18 protein-coding genes are annotated in these 19294 nt (G+C 39.7%); all 18 read left to right on the top strand.

The window, feature by feature from the left end; genetic code table 11:
• Positions 1 to 21 precede the first annotated feature (21 nt).
• The 18 genes from smc (at position 22) to trmFO (ending at position 19153) form a co-directional block, all read left to right on the top strand.
• Complete coding sequence (smc, locus tag LC455_RS04590; RefSeq protein WP_223588549.1) at positions 22 to 3588, top strand: chromosome segregation protein SMC; 3567 nt, start codon at positions 22 to 24, stop codon at positions 3586 to 3588.
• Between the two features lie 18 nt (positions 3589 to 3606).
• Positions 3607 to 4596 (top strand): signal recognition particle-docking protein FtsY, encoded by a 990-nt coding sequence (gene ftsY, locus LC455_RS04585; RefSeq protein ID WP_223588547.1) that lies wholly within the window; start codon positions 3607 to 3609, stop codon positions 4594 to 4596.
• A gap of 91 nt (positions 4597 to 4687) precedes the next feature.
• Complete coding sequence (locus LC455_RS04580; protein ID WP_223588718.1) at positions 4688 to 5020, top strand: putative DNA-binding protein; 333 nt, start codon at positions 4688 to 4690, stop codon at positions 5018 to 5020.
• 12 nt (positions 5021 to 5032) lie between these two features.
• On the top strand, positions 5033 to 6385 hold the full coding sequence (gene ffh / locus LC455_RS04575) for a signal recognition particle protein (RefSeq protein ID WP_223588545.1): 1353 nt from the start codon (positions 5033 to 5035) through the stop codon (positions 6383 to 6385).
• A 110-nt stretch (positions 6386 to 6495) separates the two neighbouring features.
• Positions 6496 to 6768, top strand: a complete 273-nt coding sequence (gene rpsP, locus LC455_RS04570; RefSeq protein WP_223588544.1) for a 30S ribosomal protein S16 — start codon at positions 6496 to 6498, stop codon at positions 6766 to 6768.
• Positions 6769 to 6780: 12 nt separating this feature from the next.
• The gene (locus LC455_RS04565) at positions 6781 to 7011 is read left to right on the top strand and encodes a KH domain-containing protein (protein WP_223588542.1); all 231 of its coding nucleotides are present in this window, start codon (positions 6781 to 6783) and stop codon (positions 7009 to 7011) included.
• 76 nt (positions 7012 to 7087) lie between these two features.
• Complete coding sequence (locus LC455_RS04560) at positions 7088 to 7483, top strand: YlqD family protein (RefSeq protein WP_223588541.1); 396 nt, start codon at positions 7088 to 7090, stop codon at positions 7481 to 7483.
• A 4-nt stretch (positions 7484 to 7487) separates the two neighbouring features.
• The gene (gene rimM, locus LC455_RS04555; protein ID WP_223588539.1) at positions 7488 to 8006 is read left to right on the top strand and encodes a ribosome maturation factor RimM; all 519 of its coding nucleotides are present in this window, start codon (positions 7488 to 7490) and stop codon (positions 8004 to 8006) included.
• The gene (gene trmD, locus LC455_RS04550; RefSeq protein WP_223588538.1) at positions 8003 to 8746 is read left to right on the top strand and encodes a tRNA (guanosine(37)-N1)-methyltransferase TrmD; all 744 of its coding nucleotides are present in this window, start codon (positions 8003 to 8005) and stop codon (positions 8744 to 8746) included. Before rimM ends, trmD begins: the two co-directional genes overlap by 4 nt.
• Before the next feature lie 144 nt (positions 8747 to 8890).
• On the top strand, positions 8891 to 9235 hold the full coding sequence (gene rplS / locus LC455_RS04545; protein WP_223588716.1) for a 50S ribosomal protein L19: 345 nt from the start codon (positions 8891 to 8893) through the stop codon (positions 9233 to 9235).
• A 176-nt stretch (positions 9236 to 9411) separates the two neighbouring features.
• Complete coding sequence (lepB, locus tag LC455_RS04540; RefSeq protein WP_223588536.1) at positions 9412 to 9972, top strand: signal peptidase I; 561 nt, start codon at positions 9412 to 9414, stop codon at positions 9970 to 9972.
• Between the two features lie 93 nt (positions 9973 to 10065).
• Positions 10066 to 10938, top strand: a complete 873-nt coding sequence (gene ylqF, locus LC455_RS04535) for a ribosome biogenesis GTPase YlqF (RefSeq protein ID WP_223588535.1) — start codon at positions 10066 to 10068, stop codon at positions 10936 to 10938.
• 54 nt (positions 10939 to 10992) lie between these two features.
• The gene (locus LC455_RS04530) at positions 10993 to 11796 is read left to right on the top strand and encodes a ribonuclease HII (RefSeq protein WP_223588533.1); all 804 of its coding nucleotides are present in this window, start codon (positions 10993 to 10995) and stop codon (positions 11794 to 11796) included.
• 351 nt (positions 11797 to 12147) lie between these two features.
• Entirely contained in the window at positions 12148 to 13308 is a 1161-nt protein-coding gene (sucC, locus tag LC455_RS04525; RefSeq protein WP_223588531.1) for an ADP-forming succinate--CoA ligase subunit beta, read from the top strand.
• Positions 13309 to 13331: 23 nt separating this feature from the next.
• Entirely contained in the window at positions 13332 to 14234 is a 903-nt protein-coding gene (sucD, locus tag LC455_RS04520; RefSeq protein ID WP_223588529.1) for a succinate--CoA ligase subunit alpha, read from the top strand.
• A 170-nt stretch (positions 14235 to 14404) separates the two neighbouring features.
• Positions 14405 to 15301, top strand: coding sequence for a DNA-processing protein DprA (gene dprA, locus LC455_RS04515; RefSeq protein WP_223588528.1), 897 nt, complete (start codon positions 14405 to 14407; stop codon positions 15299 to 15301).
• A gap of 320 nt (positions 15302 to 15621) precedes the next feature.
• Entirely contained in the window at positions 15622 to 17700 is a 2079-nt protein-coding gene (gene topA, locus LC455_RS04510; RefSeq protein ID WP_223588526.1) for a type I DNA topoisomerase, read from the top strand.
• 145 nt (positions 17701 to 17845) lie between these two features.
• Positions 17846 to 19153 carry an FADH(2)-oxidizing methylenetetrahydrofolate--tRNA-(uracil(54)-C(5))-methyltransferase TrmFO gene (gene trmFO, locus LC455_RS04505; protein ID WP_223588525.1) on the top strand — a complete coding sequence of 436 codons (1308 nt, stop codon included), beginning with the start codon at positions 17846 to 17848 and terminating at the stop codon, positions 19151 to 19153.
• Positions 19154 to 19294: the final 141 nt, after the last annotated feature.

Raw genomic sequence — 19294 nt, 5'->3', positions numbered from 1 at the left:
CATTTTAGGGAGGAAAAAGGAATGTTTTTAAAACGGTTGGACATTATTGGCTTTAAATCTTTTGCTGACCGCATCAGTGTGGATTTTGTCCCTGGGGTTACGGCCGTAGTAGGTCCTAATGGCAGCGGGAAAAGCAATATTACAGATGCAATCCGCTGGGTATTAGGGGAACAGTCAGCAAAATCACTTCGCGGAAGTAAAATGGAAGATATTATATTTGCTGGAAGTGATACTAGAAAGGCTGTTAATTTTGCTGAGGTGACGCTGACCTTGGACAACCAAGATCAAGGATTAGCGGTTGATTATAATGAAGTAAGTGTTACAAGAAGAGTCTCCCGTTCAGGAGAAAGCGACTTCTTTATTAATAAACACTCGTGCCGTTTGAAGGATATTATAGATTTGTTTATGGATTCCGGGCTGGGACGGGAAGCATTTTCCATTATAAGCCAAGGGAAAGTAGAAGAAATCTTAAATAGTAAAGCAGAAGACCGCCGAACAATATTTGAAGAAGCTGCAGGTGTTTTAAAATACAAAAACCGAAAGAAAAAAGCCGAGGTCAAGCTTGCCGAGACACAAGACAATATTAACCGGGTAAATGATATTTTACATGAGCTTGAAAGCCAAGTAGAGCCATTAAAAATTCAAGCGTCGATAGCAAAGGATTTTTTAGAGAAAAAAGAGGAGCTTGAAAAGTTTGAAGTAGCTCTAACCGTTTATGAAATTGAAGACATGCATCAAAAATGGGGGAATCTTTCCAAACAGCTGGAAGAACACCAACATGAGGAATTGAAGCTTTCTTCCGAATTGCAAGTCAAAGAAGCAAAAATCGTTGAAACTAGAGACCAGATTACGGCCTTAGATGAATCGATTTCAGACCTGCAGAATGTCCTGCTTCATGCCAGTGAGGAGCTTGAAAAGCTGGAGGGACGAAAAGAAGTTCTAAAAGAGCGGAAAAAGAATGCTGCACAAAATAAAGAGCAGTTGGAAATGAACATCCTTGAATTAACGGACCGAATCAGCCAACTTCAAAACAATAGAGACTCTTTAGCCGAATCGGTTAAGCTGCTTGGTGAGCAGGTAAAAACCTTACAAACACAGTTAAAGGAAAAACAAGAAAAGCTGCAATTATTTGCAGAAAATATTGACGAAAAAATCGAAAGCTTAAAAAGTGAATATATTGAGCTGTTAAATGACCAAGCTGGTGCAAAAAACGAATTAAAATACATTGACCAGCAGCTTGAGCAGCAGGATAGAAAAAATTCACGTCTTGATGCGGAAAATGAAAAGTATCTTCAAGAAAGAGAAATTGCCCAAAGCAAAAAAAGGAAAATTCAAGCTTCATTAGATGAACTTCAAAAGAAGCTAAGTGAACAAGTTGTTGCCTTTCGTGAGCAACAACGTAAACTGGATACGGTAAAAAACAATTATCAAAAACAAGAGAAAACCTTGTATCAAGCCTATCAGCTTCTGCAGCAGGCAAAGTCCAAAAAAGATATGCTTGAAGAAATGGAAGAGGATTTTTCTGGCTTTTTCCAAGGTGTAAAGGAAGTTCTCAAGGCCCGCGGAAAAAAACTCCATGGTATTGAAGGAGCCGTTGCCGAACTAATCTCTGCTCCTAAAGAATATGAAATTGCCATGGAAACCGCACTTGGTGGTGCCTTACAGCATATCGTAGTTGATACTGAACAAAATGCCCGTGCCGCTATTCAATATTTAAAGCAGCATTCTTTTGGACGAGCAACCTTTTTACCACAAAGTGTTGTAAAGGGACGTCCCTTATCATCAGCTCAAATGGCTTCGATTCAAAATCACCCTTCTCTGGTGGGTACTGCCGTCAGCCTGATTCAGTTTGAACAAAAGTATGCCGAGATTTTTCAAAACCTTTTGGGTAACGTTGTTATCACAAGGGATCTAAAGGGTGCCAATGAATTGGCGAAAATACTCCAATATCGTGTTCGATTAGTTACCCTCGATGGAGATATCGTCAATCCCGGCGGTTCGATGACAGGTGGAGCCGTAAAACAAAAAACATCCTCGCTATTAACAAGAAAAGGTGAGCTTGATGAATTAAAGGGTAAGCTTGTCATTATGGAAGAGAAAACAGCGGATTTGGAGAAGCAGGTTAAATCATTAAAAGAAGATGTCCAAACGGCAGAGTCAGACCTTGAGGCAATGCGTAAAAATGGTGAAGAACTAAGACTATCGGAACAGTCTGTTAAGGGTGACTTACGAGAAGCGGAGTTTGAAGAAAAGAATATCAATGACCGATTAGCCATTTACGATCTTGAAAAAGGGCAGTTTTCGACAGAACAAACCACATTGCTAACTAGAAAAATAGAGTTACAATCAGCAATGGAAAATTATAAGGTTTCAATTGCGGAACTTGACGGTCAAATTATAAGACTGACTGAACAAAAGACCAATGATCTTACATCTAAAGAAGCCTTGGTAACCGAAATAAATGAGTTAAAGGTTGAGTTTGCGGCTAAAAACGAGCAATTTTTAAACACCAAGGACCGATTCGCGAATCTTAATGAAGATTTAGCGGAAAGCAGGCAAAAGCTTGCTGTCTTTACTGAAGACCTCAGCCTATTAACATCAGAAATGACGAATAGCTCTTCGGGTGAAGAACAATTAGAGACTGCTGCAAAAAGAAAACAAGAAGACAAGGCTGCAACACTAAATCTAATTAGCACAAGAAGGCAAGAACGGGTCCAGCTTCAGGTTTCGCTGGAAGATTTGGAGCTTGAAGCTAAGGAATTAAAGAGAATTCATAAAGGTTTGATAACGGTACTAAAGGATGAAGAGGTAAAACTAAACCGCTTGGATGTGGAGCTTGAAAACAGACTAGCTCATCTAAGAGAAGAATACTTATTATCCTTTGAAGGAGCTAAGGAACAGTATCCGCTAACTGTTCCAGTTGAAGAAGCCCGCAAAAAGGTCAAGCTGATTAAACTGGCCATCGAGGAGCTTGGTAATATCAACATTGGAGCTATTGAAGAATACGAGCGCGTTTCCGAACGGTATGAATTTTTAAATGAACAAAGGACAGATCTTCAAGAAGCCAAGGATACACTTTTCCAGGTGATTGAAGAGATGGATACGGAAATGAAAAGACGCTTTGAGCAAACCTTCCAAGGGATTCGAGAACATTTCGAACCAGTTTTCAGGGCACTTTTCGGAGGAGGAAGAGCGGACCTTGTATTAACGGCTCCGGAGGATTTATTAAATACAGGAGTGGAAATCGTTGCTCAGCCTCCGGGTAAAAAGCTTCAGAATCTAGGGCTGCTATCGGGTGGCGAACGAGCATTAACGGCCATTGCCCTGCTTTTTTCGATATTAAAAGTACGTCCTGTTCCTTTCTGTATTCTTGATGAAGTGGAAGCGGCACTCGATGAAGCAAACGTCCACCGTTTTAGCCAGTATTTAAAGAGATATAGCTCAGAGACTCAATTCATTGTTATTACACACCGTAAAGGGACAATGGAGGAAGCAGACGTCTTATACGGAGTCACCATGCAGGAATCGGGTGTATCAAAGCTTGTATCAGTTCGTTTAGACGATACAAAAGAGCTTGTTAAATCTTAATTTAAGGGAAGTGAAAGAATGAGCTTTTTTAAAAAATTAAAAGAGAAGATTACAAAATCAACGGATACAGTTACAGAGAAGTTTAAGGAAGGTCTTACGAAGACAAGGGACAGTTTTTCTGGAAAAGTCAATGACCTTGTGGCGAGATACCGAAAAGTCGACGAAGACTTCTTTGAAGAATTAGAAGAAATCCTAATTCAGGCCGATGTTGGTTTTGACACCGTTATGCAGTTAATAGATGAGCTGAAGATGGAAGTGAAACGGCGGAACATCCAAGACCCTCAGGAGGTTCAAAGTGTTATATCTGAAAAGCTTGTCGACATCTATAATGCAGGCGAAGGACAGTCTTCAAAATTAAACATCCAGGAGGATGGGTTAACCGTCATCCTCTTTGTCGGTGTCAATGGTGTCGGAAAAACAACGACAATAGGTAAACTAGGACATAAGTTTAAGAGTGAGGGAAGAAAAGTTTTGATGGCTGCAGGCGACACTTTCCGGGCTGGAGCTATTGAACAGCTTGAAGTATGGGGGGATAGAGTCGGTGTCGAGGTTATCAAGCAGGCAGAGGGATCTGACCCTGCTGCCGTAATGTATGATGCGATTCAGGCAGCGAAATCCCGCAAAGCTGATATTTTATTGTGTGATACAGCCGGTCGTTTACAAAATAAAGTGAACCTGATGAAAGAGCTGGAAAAGGTAAAACGTGTCATCGAAAGAGAAATTCCCGGAGCACCCCACGAAGTAATCCTTGTCCTTGATGCGACAACAGGACAGAATGCGCTTATTCAGGCTAAGAATTTTAAAGAAGTAACCAATGTCAGTGGCATTGTACTTTCGAAATTAGATGGGACAGCAAAGGGCGGAATCGTTCTCGCAATTCGCAACGAATTAAAGATTCCAGTTAAATTTGTAGGTTTAGGAGAGAAAATGGATGATCTGCAGGAATTTGATGCCGAAAAGTATGTGTATGGATTATTTGCAGATCAAGTAGAAAAGACCGAAGATTAGATGTAAAGGTATTATCTTGACAGATAATGTCTTACTGTGTAAACTTACTTTTGTAAAGGCATTTCACTTAACAAGGGGGCATTTAAGTATGATGCTTGAAAAGACAACACGAATGAACTATCTTTATGATTTTTACTATTCGTTGTTAACACCAAAGCAGCAAAGCTATATGTCTCTTTATTATTTAGATGATTACTCATTGGGTGAAATTGCTGAAGAGTATGATGTCAGCCGCCAGGCCGTATATGATAATATTAAGCGGACGGAAGCAATGCTCGAGGAATATGAAGAAAAGCTTTTATTATTTCATAAATTTCAAGAGCGTGCGAGGCTATTAAAGCAAGTAAAAGTGTTGCTTAAAGAGGAGACACCTTCAAAACAGGCGATGTATGAGACAATTGCCGAGCTTGAAAAATTAGATTAGGAGGCGGCATGAATGGCATTTGAAGGATTAGCCGACCGACTGCAGAATACGATTCAAAAAATCCGTGGAAAAGGAAAGGTTAATGAAGCGGATGTAAAAGAAATGATGCGCGAAGTGCGTCTTGCACTACTCGAAGCAGACGTTAACTTCAAAGTTGTCAAAGATTTTGTGAAAAAAGTCAGCGAGCGTGCTGTCGGACAAGAAGTCCTTAAAAGCTTAACACCCGGACAACAAATTATTAAAATTGTTAACGAGGAATTAACGGAGCTGATGGGTGGCGAGCAGAGCAAGATTGCGGCCTCAAACCGCCCGCCAACTGTCATCATGATGGTCGGTCTCCAGGGTGCTGGTAAAACCACTACCACTGGAAAGCTCTCGCTTTTGCTTCGCAAGAAGTATAATCGTAAACCGCTGCTCGTTGCCGCTGATATCTATCGTCCAGCCGCAATTAAACAGCTTCAAACGCTTGGAAAACAATTGGATATGCCTGTTTTTTCCCTTGGCGATCAAGTCAGCCCGGTGGAAATAGCCAGGCAGGCAATTGCGAAAGCAAAGGAAGAGCATCATGATTATGTCCTCATCGATACCGCTGGCCGGCTCCATGTCGATGAAGCGTTAATGAATGAGTTAAAGGACATTAAAGAACTAACAAAGCCTGATGAAATCTTCCTTGTCGTAGATGCTATGACTGGTCAGGATGCTGTAAATGTGGCCCAAAGCTTTAATGAACAGCTTGGATTAACAGGCGTTGTTTTGACGAAGCTTGATGGGGACACCCGGGGTGGAGCAGCACTTTCCATACGTGCCGTAACCCAGACCCCAATTAAATTTGTTGGTCTTGGCGAGAAAATGGATGCTCTTGAGCCATTCCATCCAGAACGAATGGCATCCAGAATTTTAGGCATGGGCGATGTTTTGACGCTTATTGAAAAGGCTCAAGCCAATGTTGACGAACAAAAGGCAAAAGAATTAGAACAAAAAATGCGGACAGCTTCGTTTACACTGGAGGATTTTTTGGAACAGCTTGGACAAGTTCGTAACTTAGGTCCCCTTGATGAGTTGTTAAAAATGATGCCTGGCGCAAACAAAATTAAGGGCTTAAATAATCTGCAGATTGATGAAAAGCAAATTGCTCATGTTGAAGCCATTATAAGATCCATGACGAAGGCAGAAAAAAATAATCCCGAGATCTTAAATGCAAACCGGAAACGCCGGATTGCGAAAGGAAGCGGGCGGCCTGTCACCGAGGTAAATCGTCTGTTAAAACAGTTTGAAGACATGAAAAAGATGATGAAACAAATGACAGGCATGCAAATGAAATCAAAGAAAAAAGGCGGATTTAAATTCCCATTTAAACCGTTTTAATGTGTAAAGTATTGGTAATAATGTATGTAAAGAAAAAACACTTTACAAATGATATATTAATTGATAATATACTATCTTGTGTGAAACAATTTCGGAGGTGCTTATTTAAAATGGCAGTTAAAATTCGTTTAAAGCGTATGGGAGCAAAGAAAACTCCTTTCTATCGTATCGTAGTAGCAGATTCTCGTTCACCACGTGATGGACGTTTCATCGAAACAGTTGGAACTTATAATCCAGTTGCAGAACCAGCAATTGTTGAAATCAACGAAGAATTAGCTCTTAAGTGGTTACAAGACGGTGCAAAACCATCTGATACAGTTCGTAACCTTTTCTCAAACCAAGGCATCATGGAAAAATTCCATAATGCAAAATTAAGCAAGTAATCGTAGGTAACTATGAAAGAATTAATCGAAACGATTGTTAAGCCTCTAGTTGATTTTCCTGAAGACGTCCGCGTTGACGTCTCAGAGGACAACAACCGCGTTACTTATCAGCTCTCTGTTAACAAAACAGATATGGGAAAAGTAATCGGCAAGCAGGGGCGTGTTGCAAAGGCCATTAGAACTGTTGTTTATGCAGCAGGATCATCACAACAAAAGAAAATTTTTCTCGAAATTGGTGAATAGCTTTTTGCATCTAGATGAAAGGGGGGAATCAACATTCCTCCCTTTTTTGCTATAAGAAAAGAAAGGAGCCATCTTTATGCAAATTATCCAAACAGTTGTGGTAAAGCAAATTCTAACGGAAAAAAGCAAAGAAAAATTATTTGAACAATACAACCACCAAAAGCTTCAGCTCCAAAAAGAATGCAGTCAGCTTCAATTTGAATTAAAACGATTGGAGAAAACCAAAAGCTTTTCGCAAAGAGAATTAAAAAGTCATTTTGAAAAAGAAATCAATAAACGATTAGAAAAAGAAAAACTCCTAGAGTTCCAAATTGAACAATTACATATGCTACCTTTAGGCAGTGAATTAAAGGAAAAGGAAGTTCAGGCCCTAATTGAAATAAAAGTGGGCGATTCCTGGAGTCAACAACTTGGACAACCTGTTATTATAATTAAAGATGGAATCATTGAGGAAATAAGAGAAGGTGAATAATCGTATGGAAAAATGGTTTAATGTCGGAAAGATCGTAAATACCCAAGGAATAAAAGGAGAAGTGCGTGTCATTTCAAAAACGGATTTCCCTGAAAAGCGGTATAAAGCAGGAAATGTATTGTATTTGTTTATGCCAAATTCCAAAACGCCGATTGAGCTAACAGTAAAAAGCCATCGAACCCATAAAAATTTTGAATTATTGACATTTGAAGGTTTTCATAATATTAATGAAGTTGAAAAGTTTAAAGAAGGAATTCTCAAGGTGCCTGAATCACAGCTGGATACCTTGGAAGAGGATGAATTTTATTACCATGAAATTATCGGCTGCCTCGTTGCGACAACAAAAGGGGAAGAACTTGGAAAAGTTACGGAAATTTTATCACCAGGTGCCAATGACGTTTGGGTTGTTAAAGGGAAGGGAAGAAAGGATTTATTAATTCCTTACATTCATGATGTTGTTAAAAAAGTGGATGTTAAAGAAAAAGTCATCTTAATTGAGCCGATGGAAGGGCTGCTTTCATGATGCAGATTGACATCCTTACGCTCTTCCCCGAAATGTTTTCCGGGGTGTTTAACCAGTCTATTTTACAAAAAGCGGCAGAGAAAAAGGCCGTCCAATATAATGTTGTCAATTTTCGTGAATTTGCTGATAACAAGCATTCCTCTGTTGATGATTACCCATACGGAGGAGGAGCTGGAATGGTTTTAATGCCTCAGCCCATCTTTGATGGTGTAAGTGCTCTCAAGGAAAAAGCAAAAAGTAAGGATCCAAGGGTAATCCTCCTTTGTCCTCAAGGCAAGCGTTACGATCAACGAAAAGCCGAAGAATTAGCTCAAGAAGAACATTTGATATTTATTTGCGGTCATTACGAAGGTTATGACGAACGAATCCGGCAGCATGTGGTTACGGATGAAATCTCGATTGGGGATTATGTCTTGACCGGTGGTGAGCTTGGAGCCATGGTCGTTGTTGACAGTGTCGTTCGCCTTTTGCCGGAGGTATTAGGAAATCAGGAATCACATATGAAGGATTCCTTCAGCACAGGCCTCTTAGAACATCCGCATTATACAAGACCTGCAGATTTCCGCGGGCTGAAGGTCCCTGATGTACTAATGTCAGGTAATCATAAGTTAATTGAAGAATGGCGCAATAAAGAAGCATTGAGAAGAACACTACAAAGGCGTCCTGACTTATTTGATAAAATCGAACTTACATCAGAACAGGAAAAATGGTTAGCTGAAATAAAAAAAGAATACAAGTAGTATTGCGGGAGAACGACAATTATGGTATGATACTTCTTGTGACTTGAGCTGAACCTTTTCAGAATCTAGTCTTATAACGATGTTCCGCTGCAATGTAATTGTTAGTAGATGTGCATGAGCATCTGTTGGAAGGAGTTGAAAACGATGCATAAATTAATCGAAGAAATCACAAAAGAACAACTTCGTTCTGATCTTCCTGCGTTCCGTCCTGGTGACACTGTACGTGTACACGTTAAAGTTGTTGAGGGTACTCGTGAGCGTATTCAGTTATTTGAAGGTGTAGTGATTAAGCGTCGTGGTGGTGGAATTAGCGAAACTTTTACAGTTCGTAAAGTTTCTTACGGAGTAGGCGTTGAGCGTACTTTCCCAGTACACACACCAAAAATTGCGAAGCTTGAAGTAATTCGCCGCGGTAAAGTCCGCCGTGCTAAGCTTTACTACTTGCGTAACCTTCGCGGTAAAAAAGCAAGAATTAAAGAGATTCGATAACATGAAAAGAAAAGAGCTTGCTCATGAGCAGCTCTTTTTTTATACAGATTTTAATAAAGTTTAATCAATTTATTAAAGTTTGATTAAAAAACATTTTCCCATCGTGTTAAAAAGGCTGAAGTTATGTAAAATAGGCTTTATAAGATATTTTGTTACTAAGATTGGTGGGGACACAAATGGTAAAAAAGAAAAATGAACTCTGGGAATGGACAAAAGCGCTATTAATAGCTGTTATATTAGCTGCATTAATTCGTTACTTTCTCTTTGCTCCAATTGTCGTGGATGGCTTATCGATGATGCCGACTTTAAAGGATCAGGACCGTATGATTGTGAGCAAGTTTAGTTATGATATTGGAAAACCCAAGAGATTCGACATCATCGTTTTTCATGCACCAGAACATAAGGATTACATAAAACGTGTTATTGGTCTTCCGGGAGATACCATTGAATATAAAGATGATGTTTTATATGTTAATGGTAAAGCGTATAAAGAACCTTATTTAGATGAATATAAGAAACAAGTAAATGATGGTCCATTAACAAGCTCGTTTAAGTTAGAAGAAACAGCAGTAGGGCGTAAAACAGTTCCTCCTGGGGAATTATTCGTCATGGGAGATAATCGCCGTTTCAGTAAAGATTCTAGACACATTGGAACGATTCCAATGAGTAAAGTAATTGGCAAGACAAGCATTGTATATTGGCCATTAAACGATGCACACATCGTTACAGTGAAATAGTACTATTATCTAGCTCCAGCGCCTAGCCCCGGATTGGCTTATGCTTGTCGGGGCTGAACAAGGCGCTTCCGCTTTTAAAGGAGGTGACTTGCTTTGACGATCCAATGGTTTCCTGGCCATATGGCCAAGGCTCGCAGAGAGGTCACGGAAAAATTAAAGTTAGTCGATATCATTTTTGAGCTGGTAGATGCGAGAATACCGTTTTCTTCTCGAAATCCAATGATTGATCAAATTATTCAGCATAAGCCAAGATTAGTTTTATTAAATAAATCGGATATGGCCGATAAAGAGGCAACAAAGGAATGGATTGCTTTTTTCGCTGATAAGGGAATTAAAGCACTCGCCATCAATTCTCATGCCGGTGAGGGAATGAGAGACATTGCTCAGGCATCGCAAGAAATCCTGAAGGAAAAATTTGATCGCTTACGGGCAAAAGGAGTTAAGCCTAGAGCGATCCGTGCAATGATCGTTGGAATTCCTAATGCTGGAAAGTCAACGCTAATTAATCGCCTTGTAAAAAAGAATATCGCCAAAACAGGAAACACTCCAGGGGTGACAAAATCACAGCAGTGGATTAAGGTTGGAAAAGAAATGGAACTGCTGGATACGCCGGGAATCTTATGGCCCAAGTTTGAGGATCAAGAGGTTGGAATGAAACTGGCGATAACAGGCGCGATTAAGGATGTACTTTTAAACCTGCAGGACCTTACAGTATATTCGTTAAGATTTTTAGAACGTGCCTACCCAGAGCGTCTGCAGGAGCGTTATAAACTAACTGAACTTCCGGAAGACGTAGTAGAGCTATTTGACCACATCGGTAAGCTCAGGGGCTGTTTAATGGGCGGCGGCATGGTTGATTATGACAAAGTGGCAGAACTGGTTATCAGGGAAATTCGCTCTGAGAAATTCGGGCCACTTACATTTGAAAGACCAAAGGACTTTCAGCAATCTGAACAGAATGTTTAAAATGATTGAGCTCTCCAAACGGAGAGCTTTATTAATGATATCGGGTGAACAAATATGAAAAAGTTAGCGATTTCTGAAATAGTAGAAAAATTATCCTCCATTTTAACAGAAACGGATCCCTTTTTGTTAGAGCTCGAGAAAGATGAACGGAAAGGGGTTCAATCTTGTTTGGCCAAGTGGAAGAAACAGAGAGAACTAGAACGATCCCTGGAAGAAAAGTTTTTTGAAATGACCCAGTATGAGCGGAAAATGAAGGGACAGGGCTTCCAATTCATTGCAGGTGTGGATGAAGTCGGCAGAGGACCACTTGCAGGTCCTGTTGTGGCAGCGGCAGTAATCTTACCTGATAACTTTTTCTTAGCAGGAATAGATGATTCTAAAAAGCTAACAGAGAAAAAACGTCTCGAATATGATGCCATTATAAGGAGAGAGGCGATTTCCTATAGCATTTCAATAATTTCGGCCGAGGAAATTGACGAAATCAATATTTATGAAGCGACCAAAAAAGCGATGTCTTCAAGTATTGCTTCTTTAAAACTAGAACCAGATTTTTTACTGATTGATGCAATGAAGCTCCGAACACCCCTTCCTTCTGAATCGATCGTTAAAGGTGATGCAAAAAGTGTATCCATTGCTGCCGCTTCCATTATTGCTAAAACAGCCCGCGATGAACTAATGAAAGATCTTTCAAAGCAATATCCTGCCTATGGTTTTCAAAAGAATATGGGATATGGAACGAAAGAACATATTGAAGCACTACATCAGCATGGAACAACTCCGTATCATAGAAAAAGCTTTTCCCCTGTTAAGGAAATGTTTGAAAGAAATATAAACGAACAATTAAGTATGAAAATATAAATAAATACAATAATAAAAAACAGGTCACCGACCTGTTTTTTATTATTGTAAATATTTACTATTCATAAAAATTGACCTTGTTAAAAGTCATTTTTAATTATTGATTGGAGCGGAAGGCGCGAGACTCCTGCGGGAGAACGGGGCAAGAGAGACCCCGCAGGCGTTTAAGCGCCGAGGAGGCTCCCCGGACCGCCCGCGGAAAGCGAAGTGCCTGGAGCGCAAATCAACAGCTAAATATATAATTATTTAATGAGGAATTAATTTTTTCAGCATAATGGTGGACAAGGTATGTGTCATTATATAAAATGAAAACGGAGTCAATTTTAGAAGAGTTTGATAGGAGGATGGGAAATGAATATCCATGAGTATCAAGGCAAAGAGATCCTCAGAAAGTACGGGGTAGCGGTTCCTAATGGAAAAGTGGCCTTTACTGTTGAAGAGGCAGTGGAAGCGGCAAAAGAACTAGGAACACAAGTATGTGTAGTTAAGGCGCAAATCCATGCAGGCGGACGGGGGAAAGCCGGTGGTGTTAAAGTTGCGAAAAACCTTGATGAGGTTCGTACATATGCTAATGAAATCTTAGGTAAAACATTGGTAACACACCAAACAGGCCCTGAAGGAAAAGAAGTTAAACGCCTCCTAATTGAAGAAGGCTGCGACATCAAAAAAGAATACTATGTAGGTTTAGTATTAGACCGCGCTACTTCTCGAGTTACGTTAATGGCTTCTGAAGAAGGCGGAACGGAAATTGAAGAAGTTGCAGAAAAAACACCAGAGAAAATTTTCAAAGAAGAAATCGACCCGGTTATTGGCCTTCAGCCATTCCAAGCACGTCGAATTGCCTTCAATATTAACATTCCGAAGGAACTAGTCAATCAAGCTGTTAAGTTCATGATGGGCTTATACAATGCTTATATTGAAAAAGATTGCTCAATTGCTGAAATTAATCCGCTTGTTGTAACAGGTGACGGAAAAGTTATGGCACTTGACGCAAAATTAAACTTTGACTCTAATGCTTTATTCCGTCAAAAAGACGTATTAGAGTATCGTGACCTTGAAGAAGAGGATCCAAAAGAGATCGAAGCTTCAAAATATGATTTAAGCTATATCGCTTTAGATGGAAATATCGGCTGTATGGTTAACGGTGCCGGACTTGCTATGGCAACAATGGATATCGTAAAACACTACGGCGGAGACCCTGCAAACTTCCTTGATGTTGGAGGCGGCGCCACAGCAGAAAAGGTTACAGAAGCATTTAAAATTATCCTTTCTGATCCAAACGTAAAAGGTATTTTTGTTAATATCTTCGGCGGAATCATGAAGTGTGATGTTATTGCTGAGGGTGTTGTAGAAGCTGCGAAGCAAGTTGGACTGAATATCCCTCTAGTTGTTCGTTTAGAAGGAACGAATGTTGACTTAGGTAAGAAGATTTTGGCTGAGTCAGGACTTAACATTACTGCTGCAGAATCCATGGCTGACGGTGCACAAAAAATCGTTTCATTAGTGAAATAGGATCCGTAGAAAGGGGAATTAACGTGAGCGTTTTTATTAATAAAGATACGAAAGTTATTGTTCAAGGGATTACAGGTGCAACAGCCCTATTCCATACAAAACAAATGCTTGAATATGGTACACAAATCGTTGGAGGTACAACTCCAGGCAAGGGCGGCATGGAAGTTGAAGGCGTGCCTGTATTTAATACTGTAAAAGAGGCAGTTGAAGCAACTGGCGCAAATGCTTCAGTTATTTATGTTCCTGCTCCATTTGCAGCAGATGCCATTATCGAAGCAGTAGATGCTGGACTAGATCTTGCAATTTGTATCACTGAGCATATCCCAGTTTTAGATATGGTTAAGGTTAAACGTTACATGGAAGGCAAAAAGACTCGTTTAGTTGGTCCTAACTGCCCAGGTGTTATTACGGCAGATGAGTGTAAAATCGGTATTATGCCTGGTTACATTCATACAAAAGGCCATGTTGGTGTCGTATCACGTTCTGGAACATTAACATACGAAGCAGTTCACCAATTAACACAAGCTGGAATCGGCCAAACAACGGCTGTTGGTATTGGCGGAGACCCTGTTAACGGAACTAACTTCATCGATGTTTTAAAAGCATTTAATGAAGACCCAGAAACATATGCCGTTATCATGATTGGCGAAATCGGTGGAACTGCTGAAGAAGAAGCGGCTGAGTGGGTAAAAGCTAATATGACGAAACCAGTTGTAGGCTTCATTGGCGGACGTACTGCACCTCCAGGAAAACGTATGGGCCATGCTGGTGCGATCATTTCTGGCGGTAAAGGAACTGCAGACGAAAAAATCCGTGTTATGAACGCATGCGGCATTAAAGTAGCAGATACTCCGTCTGTTATGGGTGAAACATTAATTGAAGTCCTTAAAGAACAAGGTTTATACGAAAAGTGTAAAACACACTAATATTCATCACCAAGAGATTAACAGAGAGTCCCTCATACAATGAGGGGCTATTTCTTTATAAAAAGGCTTTTTTAAAGGAAATTGTTGATGTTTAAAAACTGTTGAATAGAGCGTATATCAACAACTATTTAAGAAAGCGTATAAAAAAATTATATGGAGGTAGTTTCAAAATGGATGATTTTAAAGAAAGACTAGTTGCATTACTTCATTATCCGGATATTTCATGGAATACTGTTTTTCGATTACTAAAAAAAGATCCCACACTTCAAACTTTGGAAAATACCGGGTTGCAATCATTTGAAAAGTATTTATTCCCACATACATGTCCTGCTGAACCTTCTGCAAAATCTTCTACCCTAAACCTTCATTCTGAAACTATTCACGAACAAATCCGTCAATATAAAACAAACGATATTTCAGTCATCACGATTTTTGATAAAGAATATCCTTCGAATTTAAAAGAAATTTTTCAGCCGCCTTGGGCACTATTTGCAAAAGGGGATTTATCGCTGCTAAAAAAAGAACCAAGGCTTGCAGTAGTAGGTTCACGCCAAGCAACACAGTATGGAAAAAATGCTATTAGACTGTTATTCCCTGAATTAATTGAAAATGATGTCCTTATTGTTAGTGGACTAGCTAAAGGAATAGATGCACTTGCGCATGAATATGCAATTAAAAACGGGGGGAATACAATTGCCATCATAGCAGGCGGATTGTATCATATATATCCAAAGGATAATATGAATTTGGCATTAGAAATGATGAAAACACAGCTTGTCCTTTCGGAATACCCACCGGACACAAAGCCGCTAAGATGGCATTTTCCTGCACGTAATCGAATCATTAGTGGACTTTCAAATGGAACATTTATAATAGAAGCAAAGAGAAAAAGCGGGTCCTTAATTACAGCCAATTATGCAGTGAATGAAGGAAGAGATGTTTTCTCCTTGCCAGGAAGTATTTTTAATCCATACTCAATAGGTGCGAATGAATTAATCCAACATGGGGCAAAACTTGTAACGAAAGCTGAGGATATTTTAGAAGAATTAAGATTAAACTTTAGATAAATTAGAATTAAATTCTAGATAATTGCAGGTTTTTTATTGCTTAATGGAGAAATTAGCTAAAAAAGGTTGAAATTATTTCTAATATGTTATACATTTTCCATCAGACGTTCGAAAAAAGAATAAATTAAAATAAGTATAAATAGAATTCATTTTATATAGAATTGAAAAACATGGGATAGGGCAGTTTTATTAAGTATTTTATCCGGTTAAATTGGCATAACTGGAATTTAGAAAAACTACTCAACTTGTAAGCCTCTTAGAAACTGGCTTTTTGCCGTCTTCAAGGCGCTTTCATACTTCCCTCTAAGGAGGATATTTGAATGGCAGATTTTCTTGTAATCGTCGAATCGCCAGCAAAAGCGAAAACGATTGAACGATATTTAGGGAATAAATATAAAGTAAAAGCATCCATGGGGCATGTACGGGATTTACCACGAAGCCAAATGGGTGTAAATGCAGAAAACCATTTTGAACCAAAATATATTACCATACGCGGAAAAGGCCCCGTTTTAAAAGAATTAAAGACAGCAGCTAAAAAAGCAAAAAAAGTCTTTCTGGCGGCCGACCCTGATCGCGAAGGGGAAGCAATTGCCTGGCATTTGGCCCATAGTTTGGATGTCGATATTCACTCTGACTGTCGTGTAGTTTTTAATGAAATCACAAAGGATGCGATTAAGGAATCGTTTAAACAGCCCCGGCCAATAAACATGGATTTAGTTGATGCCCAGCAAGCGAGAAGAATATTAGACCGTCTTGTCGGATATAATATCAGCCCTCTCTTGTGGAAAAAAGTCAAAAAGGGGCTAAGTGCTGGACGGGTTCAATCTGTTGCTGTCCGACTGATTATTGATCGGGAAAAAGAAATAAAAGCTTTTGTTCCTGAAGAATATTGGACAATTGAAGCTGAATTTCATAAGGGGAAAGATCATTTTAGTGGTGGTTTTCATTCTCTTGTTGGCGGGGAACGAACAGAGCTTAAATCAGAGCAGGATGTCAAAACGGTCCTTAAGGAAATCGATGGGAATAAGTTTAAGGTTATCTCCGTCACTAAGAAAGAGCGGAAACGTAATCCAGCACCTCCTTTTATTACTTCTTCACTGCAGCAGGAAGCCGCAAGAAAGCTAAACTTTCGTGCTAAGAAAACAATGATGCTTGCGCAGCAGCTATACGAAGGAATCGAGCTTGGCAAAGAAGGAACGGTTGGTCTCATAACATACATGAGAACAGACTCCACTCGAATCTCCGAAGTGGCTCAAACTGAGGCAGCAAATTATATTAAAGAAGAATTTGGTGAGAATTATTTAAAAGATGAGCAAAAGAAAGAAAAAAAATCTGCCAATGCCCAGGATGCACATGAAGCGATTCGTCCAACAAGTACTTATAGGAACCCAGATAGCATAAAAGAGTTTCTCTCACGCGATCAATTTCGGTTATATAAGTTAATATGGGACCGATTTTTAGCAAGCCAAATGGCTCAAGCAGTAATGGATACGATGAGCGTTGATTTGCAAAATGGCAATGTCCTATTCCGGTCCACTGGCTCAAAAATAAAGTTTCCGGGCTTTATGAAGGTCTATGTCGAGGGAACCGATGATCAAGTGGATGGTCCGAATAAGATGCTTCCTGACCTAAAAGAAGGGGACGAAATATTTCAAAAGGATATTGACCCTAAACAGCATTTTACGCAGCCGCCGCCAAGGTACACAGAAGCAAGGCTTGTTAAAACGTTAGAGGAGCTCGGAATTGGACGACCGTCCACATATGCTCCAACATTAGATACGATTCAAAAACGCGGTTATGTTGCTCTTGATAATAAACGGTTTGTCCCAACTGAGCTTGGAGAAATTGTCGATGAAGTGATGATGGAATTTTTCCCAGAAATCATAGATGTGGAATTTACAGCCAGATTGGAAAAAGGATTAGACTATGTTGAAGATGGAAAAATGCAGTGGGTAAAACTGATAGATGCATTTTACATTGATTTCGAGAAACATTTAAAAATAGCGGAACAGGAAATGGAAAAAATAGAAATAAAAGACGAACCGGCAGGCGAGGATTGTGAGAACTGTGGCAGTCCGATGGTTTTTAAGATGGGACGTTACGGAAAGTTTATGGCCTGCAGCAATTTCCCTGATTGCCGCAACACAAAACCAATTGTAAAAGAAATCGGGGTAACTTGTCCTACATGTAAAGAAGGGCAAATTATCGAACGTAAAAGCAAGAAAAAAAGGCTGTTTTACGGATGTACCAATTATCCGGAATGTGAGTTTATTTCCTGGGATAAACCACTGCCAAGAACTTGTCCTAAATGCGAAGGACTCCTTGTAGAAAAGAAATTAAAAAAGGGTGTCCAAGTTCAATGTGTAAGTTGTGATTACAAGGAAGAACCGCAAAGCTAAGAGTGGGCAAAGCCCGCTCTTTTATTTTTATTGGTATTTAAAACTTTTTTCTTTTTGATTCGTATAGTACAATGCAAGTTGGACTTAAATGAGGGAAGGTTATTGATATACATATTCCATCAGCAAGATTTCAGGAGGTTTATATATGAAAGATGTTACAGTTAACGTAGTTGGTGCGGGTCTGGCTGGCAGTGAAGCTGCATGGCAGATTGCAAAACGAGGAATAAAGGTGCGTTTATTCGAAATGCGTCCTGTTAGACAGACCCCTGCACATCATACCGATAAATTCGCTGAATTAGTTTGCAGCAATTCTTTAAGAGCGAATACATTAACAAATGCAGTGGGTGTGTTAAAAGAGGAAATGCGGAAGCTGGATTCTGTCATTATTGCGGCTGCAGATGCCTGCTCCGTTCCGGCGGGTGGCGCCCTGGCAGTGGACCGCCATGAATTTGCTGCGAAAGTGACGGAAATGGTGAAAAACCATGAAAACGTAACCGTTATGAATGAAGAAGTAACCGAGATTCCATCTGGTCCAACTGTAATTGCAACCGGTCCTCTGACTAGCCCGGACCTTTCAGCGCAGTTAAAAAACTTAACAGGTGAAGATTATCTTTATTTTTATGATGCAGCAGCCCCTATTCTTGAAAAAGACAGCATTGATATGGAGAAAGTTTATTTGAAGTCCCGATATGATAAGGGAGAAGCTGCCTATTTAAATTGCCCGATGACAGAGGAAGAGTTTAATCGTTTTTATGAAGCGTTAATTACTGCAGAAACGGTCCCATTGAAGGAATTTGAAAAGGAAATCTTTTTTGAAGGCTGCATGCCGATTGAAGTCATGGCTTCAAGAGGAAAGAAAACCATGCTGTTTGGACCATTAAAACCAGTTGGGCTTGAGGATCCGAAAACAGGGAAGAGACCATTTGCAGTTGTACAGCTGCGGCAGGACGATGCCGCCGGAACTCTTTTCAATATTGTCGGTTTTCAGACACATTTAAAATGGGGGGCCCAAAAGGAAGTCATTCAATTAATTCCAGGCCTGGAGAATACAGAAATTATCCGTTATGGAGTTATGCACCGGAATACGTTTATTAATTCACCGAAGGTATTAAAGGCTACCTACCAATTCCGAAATCGCGAAGATTTATTTTTTGCTGGTCAAATGACGGGAGTAGAAGGATATGTGGAATCGGCTGCCAGCGGATTAATTGCTGGAATAAATGCCGCTCGTCTTGTAGAAGGAATGGAAACAATCGAGTTTCCTGCAGAAACTGCTATCGGCAGTATGGCTCGTTATATCACAACGGCAAATCCAGATAATTTTCAGCCGATGAATGCGAACTTTGGATTATTTCCGGAGCTGCCTGTTAAGATAAAAGGAAAGCAGGAAAGAAATTTACAACATGCAAATCGTGCGTTAGAAACAATTCAGAACTTTGTGAAAGTTTTGTAAAATTTATTGCAAGGGCTATTGAAGTATGTTACTATTTAGTAGCCCTTGTGAAGTAAGCCCTATGGAAAAGCAATTGTGAATCTTTTATTAAAGTTTTTTAAGGAGTATTTACAATTAAAGAGGAATTACGCACAATATAAA

The organism is Neobacillus bataviensis, from assembly GCF_019969725.1.
This window is presented reverse-complemented; position numbering and strand designations above follow the sequence as displayed.

Bases quoted from the DNA above. Each gene is read 5' to 3' on its own strand.
- smc (WP_223588549.1), top strand. From the start codon at position 22: ATGTTTTTAAAACGGTTGGACATTATTGGCTTTAAATCTTTTGCTGAC.
- ftsY (WP_223588547.1), top strand. From the start codon at position 3,607: ATGAGCTTTTTTAAAAAATTAAAAGAGAAGATTACAAAATCAACGGAT.
- LC455_RS04580 (WP_223588718.1), top strand. From the start codon at position 4,688: ATGCTTGAAAAGACAACACGAATGAACTATCTTTATGATTTTTACTAT.
- ffh (WP_223588545.1), top strand. From the start codon at position 5,033: ATGGCATTTGAAGGATTAGCCGACCGACTGCAGAATACGATTCAAAAA.
- rpsP (WP_223588544.1), top strand. From the start codon at position 6,496: ATGGCAGTTAAAATTCGTTTAAAGCGTATGGGAGCAAAGAAAACTCCT.
- LC455_RS04565 (WP_223588542.1), top strand. From the start codon at position 6,781: ATGAAAGAATTAATCGAAACGATTGTTAAGCCTCTAGTTGATTTTCCT.
- LC455_RS04560 (WP_223588541.1), top strand. From the start codon at position 7,088: ATGCAAATTATCCAAACAGTTGTGGTAAAGCAAATTCTAACGGAAAAA.
- rimM (WP_223588539.1), top strand. From the start codon at position 7,488: ATGGAAAAATGGTTTAATGTCGGAAAGATCGTAAATACCCAAGGAATA.
- trmD (WP_223588538.1), top strand. From the start codon at position 8,003: ATGATGCAGATTGACATCCTTACGCTCTTCCCCGAAATGTTTTCCGGG.
- rplS (WP_223588716.1), top strand. From the start codon at position 8,891: ATGCATAAATTAATCGAAGAAATCACAAAAGAACAACTTCGTTCTGAT.
- lepB (WP_223588536.1), top strand. From the start codon at position 9,412: ATGGTAAAAAAGAAAAATGAACTCTGGGAATGGACAAAAGCGCTATTA.
- LC455_RS04530 (WP_223588533.1), top strand. From the start codon at position 10,993: ATGAAAAAGTTAGCGATTTCTGAAATAGTAGAAAAATTATCCTCCATT.
- sucC (WP_223588531.1), top strand. From the start codon at position 12,148: ATGAATATCCATGAGTATCAAGGCAAAGAGATCCTCAGAAAGTACGGG.
- dprA (WP_223588528.1), top strand. From the start codon at position 14,405: ATGGATGATTTTAAAGAAAGACTAGTTGCATTACTTCATTATCCGGAT.
- topA (WP_223588526.1), top strand. From the start codon at position 15,622: ATGGCAGATTTTCTTGTAATCGTCGAATCGCCAGCAAAAGCGAAAACG.
- trmFO (WP_223588525.1), top strand. From the start codon at position 17,846: ATGAAAGATGTTACAGTTAACGTAGTTGGTGCGGGTCTGGCTGGCAGT.